The organism is Halococcus thailandensis JCM 13552, assembly GCF_000336715.1.
GTDB lineage: Archaea > Halobacteriota > Halobacteria > Halobacteriales > Halococcaceae > Halococcus > Halococcus thailandensis.
Genome location: NZ_AOMF01000169.1, coordinates 38,712 through 50,029 on the forward strand (window position 1 = coordinate 38,712; position 11,318 = coordinate 50,029).

An 11,318-nucleotide genomic window follows, 5' to 3' on the forward strand; every position below is an offset into this window, starting at 1 on the left:
TTTCGCAATCGTGAGCCGCCGATAGGAGGGAATCGTAATCGTATCACTACGTTCATACGGCATTCTCTCCCAGTTGTGACTGAATGGAGGCGTCGTTCGAATCGCTCAGAAACCGCGTACGGCGGACGACTCGGGTGCTGCGCGGCGACGGGCGCGGCTGGACGCTCGCGGTCGTGGCCGCCGGCTGGCTGACGGTCCTCGGCGGGCGCTATCTCTTTCCGGCGATCCTCCCGCAAGTCAAGGAGTTCTTCGCGGTCTCGAACGCGACGGCGGGCGTGGCTGTCACGACCGTCTGGGCGGCCTACGCGCTGATGCAGTTCCCGGCCGGCATGCTGACCGACCGCTTCGGCGAGCGCGCGCTGCTCGGGACGAGTCTCGCGGTCTCGGCGGTCGCGGTCGTCGCGGTGAGTCTCGCGCCGACGTTCGTGCTGTTTCTCGGCGGCTGTGCGCTGTTCGGCCTCGGAACTGGACTGTACGGCCCGGCGCGCGGGACCGCCCTCTCGGCGACGTTCGGCGAGCACGACGGCACCGCCATCGGCCTCACGCTCGCGGCGGGTAGCGTCGGCTCGGCGCTGTTGCCGTTCGCCGCGAGCGTGCTCGTCGGCCCGCTCGGCTGGCAGACGACCGTCGTGTTGCTCGCGATCCCCTATCTCGCCGTCGCTATCGCCATCCGACGGGTGCTTTCGCGGCGTACGCCGACCGCCAGCCCGTCGGGTCGTCCCTCGATCCGAGGGCTGCTACGCGCGCTCCGGACCGCAGTCTCACGGCGCACGGTGACGGCGGTGAGCGCTGCCACGCTTTCGCTGTTCGTGATGCAGGGGCTGACCTCGTTTCTGCCGACCTATTTCATCGCGGTCAAGGGGTTCTCGCAGGAGCGCGCCGCCGCCCTGTTCGCGCTCCTCTTCGTCGGCGGGGCGCTCGCCCAGTCGGTCGCCGGCAACGCCGCCGACTACTACGGCGATCGCACGGTGTTGCTCGCGACCGCCGGCTTCGGCGTTCTCCCGCTACTTGCGCTGCCGTTCGTCCAGGGATTCGTCCCCGTCGCACTGCTGACGATCCTGCTCGGCTCGCGGCTCGCGATCAACCCCGTGAGCAACGCCTACATCATCGCCGTCGTCCCGAGCGCGGTTCAGGGCACGGCCTGGGGCTTCTTCCGCACGACGTTCTTCCTGATCGCCGCGACCGGCTCGACCGTGGTCGGGCTCTTCTTCGACGCCGGACTCGCCGACGAATCGTTCGTCGTGCTCGCGGCGCTCACGGCGCTCGCGGTCGTCTGCTACGTCTTTCTTCCGGAACGAACGCGCGCGTAGAAGAATCAAACGTGTGAAAAATCGACCGCTCAGACGCCGCGACCCTGGAGCTTCTCTTCCTCTGGCAGGTCGGCGTTCGCGTCGCCTTTCATACCCGAACCGGCGTTCGTCGCGATGGCCGCGAGCTTCTCGGGATCGTCCCAGCTGTTGGTCGCCTCGACGATCGCCTCGCCCATCGCCTCGGGGTTCTCGGCACCGAAGATGCCCGAGCCGACGAAGATCCCGTCACAGTCGTGGTGCATCATGAGCGCGGCGTCGGCGGGCGTCGCGATGCCGCCGGCGGCGAAGTTCACGACCGGGAGGCGGCCGGCGTCGGCGGTCTCGTGAACCAGTTCGGCGGGGGCCTCGATCTCACGGGCGTAGGCCTCGCGCTCCTCGTGGGTCATCCCCTCCAGTTTGCGGATCGCGCCGCGGATGTTGCGCTGGTGGAAGACGGCCTGATTGACGTCTCCCGTCCCGGCTTCGCCCTTCGTCCGGATCATCGCCGCGCCCTCGGCGATCCTTCTGAGAGCCTCGCCGAGATCGCGCGCGCCACAGACGAACGGCGCGGTGAATTCGCGCTTGTCGATGTGGTAGTCGTCGTCGGCGGGCGTCAATACTTCGGATTCGTCGATCATGTCGACGCCCGTGGCTTCGAGGATCTGGGCCTCCTTGGTGTGGCCGATCCGCGATTTGCCCATCACCGGGATCGAGACCTCCTCGATGATCTCGGTGATGTCCGCGGGGTCCGCCATCCGTGCGACGCCGCCGCGCTTTCTGATGTCGGCCGGCACGGCTTCGAGCGCCATCACGGCGACTGCACCCGCGTCCTCGGCGATGCGGGCTTGCTCGGCGTTGACGACGTCCATGATGACCCCGCCCTGCTGCATCCGTGCGAACCCGCGTTTGACGAGTTCGGTGCCACGTTTCAGCTCCTCCAAATCGGTCTCGTCGGCCATGTCACGGGTTGAACCCCCACTCACTTAACACCGTTCTTTGACATACTCTCACTGATGGTGGCGTTGATGGCTGAATAACTAGCTTGTTCTGTGAAAATCGATCTAAAAACAATTTCAACGATAATAGTCGAACGGACGCCGAACGTTTTCCCTTATTGTCACCGTACCGGTCTCCTTCCCTCGTCAGCCGACCAGCACCGTTTTGTCGCGGCTGGCCAACCTTCGGTCAATGGCTGAACGACGGGTCGGTCCCCTCCGTCGACTGCTCGACGGGGCGGTGCCCGACCGCGAGGCGCTGCCGCGGTACGTCGCGCCGGTGCCGAAAGCGATCGAGGATCTGGGGCTGCGGCTCGGCTGGCTCGTCGTCGCGATCAACCTCGCGGGCACGGCCTTCGGCTTCTGGTACTACCGGTTCCAGTTCGGCCTCGAACCCGCTCTCGCGTGGCCGTTCGTCCCCGACAGTCCGGTGGCGACGCTGTTCATCGCGCTGTCGATCGCGAGCTGGAAGCTCGGCCGCTCCAGGGAGTGGCTCGACGCGCTCGCCTTCTTCGGCTGTCTCAAGCTCGGGCTCTGGACGCCCTACACGCTGCTCGTCTTCCAGGACGCGTTCCTCGCGAGCACCCCGCTGTGGCTCTATCTCTTCCTCTTCTTCAGCCATCTCGCGATGGCGCTCGAAGGGTTCGTGATCCACCGCTACTCCGACTTTCCCGTGTGGGCGGTCGCCGTCGCGCTCGCGTGGTATGGGTTGAACGACCTCGTCGACTACTTCGTTCCCGTCGTCGGCACGTACCACCACACGACCCTCCCCATCCAGCCGATCGTCGACGGCGTCATCGAGCACGTCGTGCCCGCCCACCAGTACGTCGCGGCAGGCGCGCTCACGCTGACGCTGCTCGCGACTTTCCTCGCGCTGGCGACGCGGGTGAAGAAGCTCGAAGCACAGGCTTGAGTTCGTCGTCGCCGCTGGCAACCGGTCGGCTCGAGGCGGATTTAAATAGCGAGTGGGCGTACCGGGGACATGCTCTACGACCGGGTCGCCGATCTCGATCTCACCGTCGACGACTACGAACTGGCCCAGCGCGAACGGGACACGTCGAGCGGCTTCACCCGCACGACGACCGTCGTCTCGCTGCACGGCGACGGCGAGACCGGACGGGGCGAGGACGTCATCTACGACAACGACGCCCACTACGCGCTCCGTGATTCGACGGCGACGTTCCCCGTCGCGGGCGACTACACGCTCGATTCGTTCTCCGAGCGGCTGGACGGGATCGACCTCTTCCCCGCCGACGAACCCGACCAGCCGACCGCCCGCGACTACCGGCGGTGGGCGTTCGAGAGCGCGGCGCTCGATCTCGCGCTGAAACAGGCCGGGACGGACCTCGCCGAGCGCCTCGATCGTTCGTACGACCCCGTCCGGTTCGTCGTGAGCACGCGGTTGGCGGAGCCACCGACCGGCGAGCGCGTCGCCGACTGGCTCGACCGGTACCCGGCGCTCGAGTTCAAGCTCGATCCCACGTCGGACTGGTCGGCAGATATCGTCGAACGGCTGGCCGCGACCGATGCCGTTCGGATTCTCGATCTCAAGGGCCAGTACCACGGAACGATGGTCGATCAGCCACCCGATCCCGATCTCTACGAGCGGATCATCCAGGGGTTCCCCGAGACGCTCATCGAGGATCCGGCGCTGACCGACGAGACCCGGGAACTGTTCGCGGGTCACGAGGCGCGCGTGACGTGGGACTACCCGATCCAGGGCGTCGAAACGGTCGAGGACCTCCCGTGGGAACCGGACTGGCTCAACATCAAGCCCTCACGGTTCGGTTCGGTGGAATCCCTGCTCGACACGATCGACTACTGCCGGGAGCACGACATCCGGATGTACGGCGGCGGGCAGTTCGAACTCGGCGTCGGTCGCGAGCACATCCACGCGCTCGCGTCGTTGTTCTACCCCGACGGGCCGAACGACGTCGCCCCGCGGGCGTACAACGATCCGGAGCCGAGCGGCGATCTCCCGACGAGCCCGCTCGACCCGCCGTCGTCGCCGCGCGGGCTGGAGTGGGGCTGATCGGCGACAACCGATTCGTTGGCCCACGACTCTCTTCTTCCGTCCTCGAATCCGATTCTCGTCCCGCTCACGTCTCCCTGTCGGCATGCGAACGCACCCAGAGCTCGCCGATGCGCGAGAGGCGCGTCCGGTGGGACTTCCCGTGGGCGTCCTGCTCGACGTAGCCCTTGCCGCCGGGTCCCAGCCGATCGACGTTGTAGATGACCTTCGAGCGGAAACTGTCGGTGTACTCCTCGCTCAGTTCGCGCGCGAGCGCCTGGGCGAGTTCCGAGACGCTCTCGAAGGGGCCATCTTCGCCGAGTTTGAACAGGATGAGTTCCTCGAACGGTTTGACGTTCGAGAACGACGCCACGGGGATTTCGAGGATGTGTTCGCCGTCGATCGCCTTCGCGCCGATCGTCGTCCCGCGCTCGTCGAACTCCGCGAGCAGGTCCCGCGCGCTGCGGAGGCGTTCGTCGATGCGCTCGTCGTCATCGTCGAGATCGGCGAGTAGATCGATCTGCTGGCGGAGTTCCTCGGCGAGTTCGGTTTCGAGGTATTTCTCGGGGATCGTGTAGTAGGTGTGGATCCGTTCCCTGTCCTCGCTTCGCTCGACGCCGATCGAGTGGGCAGCGGTGGCGAAGGCGAAGCTCACGGTTCGTGGCATCGCGCTGACGTTCGCCCAGACCCCGTGGCCGGCGTCGAGTTCGTCGTTGATGAGCGCGTAGGCCTGCTCGAAGGCCCCGTCGTAGTCGTAGACGTCCTCGACGACGAACCGCTCGGTCTCCGCACCGAGCAGGTTCGTGAAGTCCTGTTCGAGCTTCGCCGCGAGCTTGCGCGAGTATTCGACGTTCGCCTCGCTGCCGACCGCGCCTTCGAGGAGAATTACTCGGTCGACGTCGCGCTTGTCCCGGACGAGCGGCGCGATGAGCCGGTCGTAATCGAAGCCGACCGGCACGATGTGGGTCTGCATACCCGATCTACCGGTGAACCACGAATAAGGGTTGTCGAGTCGCATCGCCATCCGCGACCCGCTTTGTCTCAGTAGACGCGCGTGCCGTTTTCGACCGGCTGCTCCGGCTGGAGGTGGACCACGCCCTCGTCGCCGTCGACACCGGTCACGAGACACTGGCTCTCGAAGCCCGCGATCGAGACCGTGCCGAGGTTCACGACCGCGACCACCTGTCGGCCGAGCAGTTCCTCGCGCTCGTACATCGTCAGTCCGGCGGCCGATCGGAGCATTTCGTCGCCAAAATCGACGTCGAGCTTGTAGACGTCCTTTCTGGCCTCGGGAAACTCCTCGACGGCGACGATTTCGCCGATGCGCATTTCGATATCGTCGAGAAAGCGCTCAGGATCGATGTCGGGTTCGTCGATGCCCATGTCATCGTTGGACGTGCAGCATGCATTACTTTAGCGAAACCGGCGTGCGGCTGGCGGCCACGGAGCGGGTGCGGTGCGGCCGCCGTGCGGGTGCGGCCGCGGTTTCCTGGTGGATGAAGGGCGAGGCGTGCGGAGCGCGGCGAGGGCTTCTACGGTGCTGTGTGTTGCGGGAGCAGTGCTCTCCGCGCGAGTGGAACGAGCGCGGTTCACTGCGAACGAGCGGAGCGAGTGAGCAGGAGTTTTTAGTCCAGGTTTTTGCGACGAGTGGTTCGCGCGGAGCGCGAACCCGAGTCGTAAAAAAGTGGAGGTTAGTCGTCGAGATGTTCGCGAACGGCCGAGGCGAGCGCGTACTGCGTCTCCTGGGGGACGTCGTTCGTGCCGAGGGTTGCTGGCGTGTCGTCGGCATCGAACGACGGGTCGAACAGCCGGAGCGCGCTGTTGATCGTCGCCCAGTCGTCGTCCTCGGCGGCGTCGCGGAGGCTCTTGGTGGGGGCGGCGAGCAGTTGGCTCACGAGCGTGTCGGTGAGCGACTCGACGATTGCGCGCTGGTCGTCGGTCATCCCATCGGTGTCGAGTTTCGAGAGCGCCCGCGAGAGCTCGCGCTCCTTCATCCGTTCGGCGTTCTCGTACATCGCGGCGATGACGGCGTCGGCGCGCTGGCGCTTGTAGCGGGCGAGCAGGTTGTCGAACTCGCGGTCGATCATCGCCTCGACGCGCTCGGCGGCCTCCTGTCGGCGCTCGCGCGTCGCCTCCGTGACGGATTCGAGCGCATCGAGATCGTAGTGGGTGACGGTCGGGAGTTCGGCGGCGGCCTCTGTCGCGTCGCGTGGCTGGGCGATGTCGATGAGCAGGGTTTCGCCGGCGGATGCGAGCGCTTCGCGGTCGAGCACGGGGACGGGGCTGCTCGTGGCCGAGACGACGACGTCGGCGAGCGAGAGCGCCTCGGGGAGCTCGTCGAGATCGAGCGCCGCGCCGTCGGCTTCGATCTGGTCGGCGACGTGAGCGGCCTTGTGTTCGGTGCGGTTGGCGACGAACAGCTGTTCGACCGAGCGGCCGAGCGACTGGGCGGCGAGCGTCCCCATCTCGCCCGCGCCGACGACTAGCCCCGTGGCGTCGGCGAGCGTTCGCTCCTCGTCGGCGAGCCGTGCGGCGGCGCTGCCGAGCGAGACCACGCCTTCGTCGATGGCGGTCTCGGTGCGTGCGCGCTCGCCGACGTGGATGGCCTTCTGGATCCCCTCCTCGAACATCGGACCGATGCCGCCGACCGCGCGGGCGTTCGTGTAGGCGTCCTGGAGCTGGCCGAGGATCTGGTCCTCGCCGAGCACGAGCGACTCCAGCCCGCAGGCGACCCGCATGAGATGGCGGAGACTCTCCTCGTGGCCGAGTTCGCGGACGATCTCGTCGGGGCTGTCGGCGACGATCGACGAGAGGCTCTCGCGGCCGTGATCGGGATCGTCGGCGACGATGTAGAGCTCCGCACGGTTGCACGTCTGGAGCGAGAACGCCTCGCGGATCCCGTCGTGATCGAGCAGCGCCTTGACGAGTTCGCGCTCGTCACGTGCGCAGGCGGTCTCGATCTGCTCGACGCTCGCACGCTGATGGGCGATGCTCACGCCGGAAATAATCCCCGTGGCGACAGTCATCGTTCGTTCATCCCCGAGAGCACGTCGCTGATCACCGATTGGGCCTCTTGCTCCGCGGTACGGGTTCCATCACCTAAAGCCTTCCAAACCCGATCGGAGCGCACGACCGCCCGGACGGCCGCCCGGCGCTGTGCGGCCGGCGTGTCCTCGCGCAACTGTTCGCGTAGCTCCCCCGTGAGCGTCGCCATCGCGCCCACACCGGTGAACTCCTCCTCGAAGCGCTCGCGCAGATACCGGCTGAGCGCCGGGCTCGTTCCTCCGGTGGCGATCGCCAGCAAAACAGGATCGTCGCGAACCGTCGCCGGCACGGTCACGTCGAGATGGCTCCGCTCGACAGTTCCGCCGCTCCGGTCGGCCCGGTTACGGAGGGTTCCGCGCTCGCGCGCCACTCGTTCTACGGCGTCGTTCACCGCCTCGTCGTCCGTCGCCGCGACCGCGAGCGCCGGCTCGATCCGTTCGAACCACTCGGAGACATCGTCGGGCGACGGCGCGGCACGCACGCGTTCCACATCGCCGAAGTCGGCGTCGGTGAACGCCGGACTCACCACCACGACCCGTGCCTCGCGCGCGAACCGGCGGGCCTTCCGCGCGCCGACCGGTCCGCCACCGAAGATCAGTATCCTTTCGCCGGCGAAATCGTGAAGAAGTGGTATCATCCACACCCACCTTTTTTACGCTCGGGTGCGCTGGCGCGCACCACTCGCGCAAAAAATCTGGACCAAAAAAACCGCTCACTCGCCGCTAGGCGGCTCGCTCGCGGTCGGAGTAGTTCGACTGCACCGCACACTGGACGGTGACGATTCACAATTCGTTTTCCTCGGACGCTGCGTCGGTGTTCGCCGCGGCGCGCTCGTCCATCCTGATACCCGTCTTCTTCAGGATGCGCGTCGAGAACAGCGTGTCCCAGTCATCGTCGCCGACGTCGAAGAAGTCGCCCATTCGCTCTCGCACCTGCTCGATGCGGCGCTCGCTTTCTTCTTCGGAGCGGCCGTGCGTCATCGCGAAGAAGTCGTACGGCCAGACGCCCTCGTGGCGCGGGCGCTCGTAGCAGTGGGTGACGAACTCCAGCTCGGCGATCGCCGGTCCGACTTCCGAAACGAGGTTGTCGGGCACGTCCCAGACGGTCATGCCGTTCTCGGTGTAACCGAGCGCGTAGTGGTTCGGCACGACGCCGACGCGCCGGAGTTTCCCCTCGGCGAGGAATCGGTTGATCGTCTCGACGACCCACTCGACGTCCTGATCGATCGCGTCGGCGACGTCCGCGTAGGGCGTTTCGGTGAGCGGCAGCCCGCCTTGGAGCTCGATGACGAGATCGCGCTCGGCCGGTGTCAGCGATCCCCGTCCACTGGGCTCGACGTCGGGGCCGAGCTCCGACAGGTCGAAATCACCGTCCGAAATCGGCCCGTCGAGCAGGAACTTCGCCTCGACGCGGAATTCGTGCTGTTTCGGGAGGTTGTAGGTCTCCTGTCCGGTCTCGTCCTCGATGGTCGCGAGCACCTTTTCGACGTCCTCGTCGTCGGCGACCGAGACGACGAACCACATGTTGAGATGCGGATGCTCGCGCTCGTAGTTGTGCGCGACCTCGCGGTGGGCGTTCACCTGCTCGGCGATCTTGTCGAAGCGCTCCTCGGGCGCGTGCATCGCCACCAGAGTCGCCGTCCCGCCGATCGCCTCGGCGTCGATGAGTGCGCCGAATCGTGAGAGCGTCCCCTCCTCGTCGAGTCGTCGGATCGTGTCGAGCAGTTCGTCGGCGGTGACGTCGATGCCGCGCTCGGCGAGGGCGCGTGCGGCCGGCTCGAACGGGCGTTCGACGACCGGGAATCCACCCTGAAAGGAGTTGATGATGGCACGCTCGCGTTCGTCGAGCGCGACCGTGGCGTCCGCGTTCGTCATGCTGACTCTCGGCTCGCGGCGGCCATAAACGCCCCGCTACTCGGGAACGCCGGTCACCGTGTAGCCCTCCGCCTGGAGGTCGTCGACGATTCCCTCGTGGTCGGCGCTCGCCTCGTAGTAGAACACGACATCGTAGGTTCCCTCGCGGAGCAGCTGCTGACACTCCCAGACGAACTCGTCGCCCTCGATGGTGAGTCCCTGATGCTGATTGAGGCCGAAATCGGGATCGTCGGTGCCCGAGTAGACGTAGGTGTCCCCGCAGTCGGCGTGTTCGGCGATCGCGTCGCCGACCTCGATGGTCGCGCGGTGGAGCATGCTCTCCTCGTTCGAATCGTACTCGGTGTGGACGATCAGTCCCTGTAACTCGATCTCGCCGGGTTCGAGCAGCGCTTCGGTTCGTCGTCTGAGCTCGTCGTCGAGCGTCTCGCTCATACCCGTCGCTCGCACCCGATAAAGATACGCTCCCCGGTCGCCGCTGCGCCGAGGAGTCGAAAAGTCGTCTGTCGTTTACAGTCGTTCGAGGTTCTCGGCGCGCGGGCCTTTGTCGGCCTGCACGATGTCGAACTCGACTTCCTGGCCCTCTTCGAGGTCGGGGCCGCCGACGTCTTCCATGTGGAAGAAGACGTCCTCGTCGGCTTCGTCGGTCTCGATGAAGCCGTAGCCGCCCGTGTCGTTGAAGAAGTCCACTTGTCCTTCGGCCATGTTTACAGCCGCTCCAGGTTCTCCGCCCGCGGTCCCTTGTCAGCCTGCACGATGTCGAACTCTACCTCCTGTCCTTCCTCCAAGTCGGGGCCGCCGACGTCTTCCATGTGGAAGAAGACGTCCTCGTCCGCGTCGTCGCTTTCGATGAACCCATAGCCGCCCGTGTCGTTGAAGAAGTCAACCGTACCTGACGCCATTGCACTCGATGGGATGCACCGGTAACATAAAAACCTGCGCAATGGTCGCCCGGCCTGTCCCGCCGTCACACGATCCGTCCGCGTGCCAGAAGATTCATTTTAGCCCCCCGGTTATGAGCCACGAATGGCTTCGCGCACGCACAGCCTGCTGAATCAAGCCTACGAGCGCCTTCTCGAACGCGAGATCGACGGCGCACCCACGCACGTCGCCGTCATTCAGGACGGCAACCGACGCTACGCGGACGAACACGGCCAGGACGCCGCCGACGGCCACCGTGCCGGTGCCGAAACCACCGAGGCGGTGCTCGACTGGTGTGCACAGATCGGCGTCGAGGAGCTCACTCTCTACACGTTCTCGACGGAGAACTTCGACCGCTCGGCCGACGAGCGCGACCACCTCTTCTCGCTGCTCGAAGAGAAACTCCGCGAGTTCGCCGACGCCGAGCGCGTCCACGAACGCGAAGTGCGGATCCGCGCCATCGGCGAGACCGACCGACTGCCCGACGATCTCCGTGACGCCATCGACTACGCCGAGACGAAGACCGCCGACTACGACGCGCTCCAGCTCAACATCGCGCTCGCCTACGGCGGCCGTGCCGAACTGCTGAGCGCGGCCCGCGACGTCGCACGCACAGTCGAAGCCGGTGATACTGCCCCGGGCGACATCGACGCCGAAACGATCGAGCGCCGTCTCTACGCCGGTCCCGCTCGCGACGTGGACCTCATCATCCGCACGGGGGGCGACGAGCGCACCTCGAACTTCCTGCCGTGGCACGCCAACGGCAACGAGGCGGCAGTCTTCTTCTGTACCCCCTACTGGCCCGCCTTCGCCAAAAAGGACTTCTTGCGCGCGATCCGTACCTATGAATCCCGCGAGCAGTCGTGGCGGCGCACCCGCGCGCGCCGCGCGCTCGCGCTGGTCCGTGCAGTGGGCGGTGCGGAACTCGACGAAGCGCGCGCCATCGTCGATCGCTTTCGGGAGTATCTCCCGCGCGGCGAACTCGACAGTGTCGAGAGCAACACGAACGACACCGAACCGACGACGGCCGACTGAATCGGCGACGAACCGAATTACTGTCCGTACCGGCGCTGTCGGCTCTGATAATCCCGCAGCGCCCGGAGATACTCGCGCTTGCGGAAATCGCGCCAGTTCACGTCGGTGAAATACCTGTCTCTTATACACATCTCTGATGGCGCGAGGGAGG

General features: G+C 66.1%; 14 protein-coding genes. 4 read left to right on the plus strand and 10 right to left on the minus strand.

From position 1 onward, the window contains the following. The first annotated feature begins 83 nt into the window (after positions 1–83). Positions 84–1,310, plus strand: coding sequence for an MFS transporter (locus tag C451_RS16075; protein WP_007742193.1), 1,227 nt, complete (start codon positions 84–86; stop codon positions 1,308–1,310). A gap of 29 nt (positions 1,311–1,339) precedes the next feature. Here C451_RS16075 and pdxS read toward each other — a convergent pair whose 3' ends face one another. Continuing rightward, positions 1,340–2,248 carry a pyridoxal 5'-phosphate synthase lyase subunit PdxS gene (gene pdxS / locus C451_RS16080; protein WP_007742194.1) on the minus strand — a complete coding sequence of 303 codons (909 nt, stop codon included), beginning with the start codon at positions 2,246–2,248 and terminating at the stop codon, positions 1,340–1,342. 229 nt (positions 2,249–2,477) lie between these two features. Between pdxS and C451_RS16085 the strand changes: the two genes are divergently transcribed. Continuing rightward, complete coding sequence (locus C451_RS16085; RefSeq protein ID WP_007742196.1) at positions 2,478–3,197, plus strand: DUF1405 domain-containing protein; 720 nt, start codon at positions 2,478–2,480, stop codon at positions 3,195–3,197. 69 nt (positions 3,198–3,266) lie between these two features. Further along, entirely contained in the window at positions 3,267–4,316 is a 1,050-nt protein-coding gene (locus C451_RS16090; RefSeq protein ID WP_007742198.1) for a hypothetical protein, read from the plus strand. A 67-nt stretch (positions 4,317–4,383) separates the two neighbouring features. Here C451_RS16090 and C451_RS16095 read toward each other — a convergent pair whose 3' ends face one another. The 8 genes from C451_RS16095 to C451_RS16130 all read right to left on the minus strand — a co-directional run bounded on the left by C451_RS16095 (position 4,384) and on the right by C451_RS16130 (position 10,113). Continuing rightward, positions 4,384–5,268 carry an HFX_2341 family transcriptional regulator gene (locus C451_RS16095; RefSeq protein WP_007742200.1) on the minus strand — a complete coding sequence of 295 codons (885 nt, stop codon included), beginning with the start codon at positions 5,266–5,268 and terminating at the stop codon, positions 4,384–4,386. 68 nt (positions 5,269–5,336) lie between these two features. Beyond that, positions 5,337–5,678, minus strand: a complete 342-nt coding sequence (locus tag C451_RS16100) for a tRNA-binding protein (RefSeq protein ID WP_007742201.1) — start codon at positions 5,676–5,678, stop codon at positions 5,337–5,339. Positions 5,679–5,986: 308 nt separating this feature from the next. Continuing rightward, a complete protein-coding gene (gene hemA, locus C451_RS16105) occupies positions 5,987–7,321 on the minus strand; it encodes a glutamyl-tRNA reductase (RefSeq protein WP_007742203.1) in 1,335 nt (444 codons plus the stop codon). Then, positions 7,318–7,977, minus strand: coding sequence for a precorrin-2 dehydrogenase/sirohydrochlorin ferrochelatase family protein (locus C451_RS16110; protein ID WP_007742206.1), 660 nt, complete (start codon positions 7,975–7,977; stop codon positions 7,318–7,320). The genes hemA and C451_RS16110 overlap by 4 nt, the downstream gene beginning before the upstream one ends. 145 nt (positions 7,978–8,122) lie before the next feature. Next, on the minus strand, positions 8,123–9,214 hold the full coding sequence (gene ahbB, locus C451_RS16115; protein WP_007742207.1) for a siroheme decarboxylase subunit beta: 1,092 nt from the start codon (positions 9,212–9,214) through the stop codon (positions 8,123–8,125). Positions 9,215–9,250: 36 nt separating this feature from the next. After that, positions 9,251–9,646 (minus strand): DUF5778 family protein, encoded by a 396-nt coding sequence (locus tag C451_RS16120; protein WP_007742213.1) that lies wholly within the window; start codon positions 9,644–9,646, stop codon positions 9,251–9,253. A gap of 75 nt (positions 9,647–9,721) precedes the next feature. Next, complete coding sequence (locus C451_RS16125) at positions 9,722–9,916, minus strand: cold-shock protein (protein WP_007742214.1); 195 nt, start codon at positions 9,914–9,916, stop codon at positions 9,722–9,724. 2 nt (positions 9,917–9,918) lie between these two features. Beyond that, positions 9,919–10,113 carry a cold-shock protein gene (locus tag C451_RS16130; RefSeq protein ID WP_004055492.1) on the minus strand — a complete coding sequence of 65 codons (195 nt, stop codon included), beginning with the start codon at positions 10,111–10,113 and terminating at the stop codon, positions 9,919–9,921. 124 nt (positions 10,114–10,237) lie between these two features. Between C451_RS16130 and uppS the strand changes: the two genes are divergently transcribed. Next, positions 10,238–11,167 carry a polyprenyl diphosphate synthase gene (uppS, locus tag C451_RS16135; protein ID WP_007742215.1) on the plus strand — a complete coding sequence of 310 codons (930 nt, stop codon included), beginning with the start codon at positions 10,238–10,240 and terminating at the stop codon, positions 11,165–11,167. Between the two features lie 17 nt (positions 11,168–11,184). On the opposite strand, the gene C451_RS21180 is transcribed toward uppS, so the two are convergent. Further along, a complete protein-coding gene (locus C451_RS21180; RefSeq protein ID WP_007742216.1) occupies positions 11,185–11,298 on the minus strand; it encodes an undecaprenyl diphosphate synthase family protein in 114 nt (37 codons plus the stop codon). Positions 11,299–11,318 lie beyond the last annotated feature (20 nt).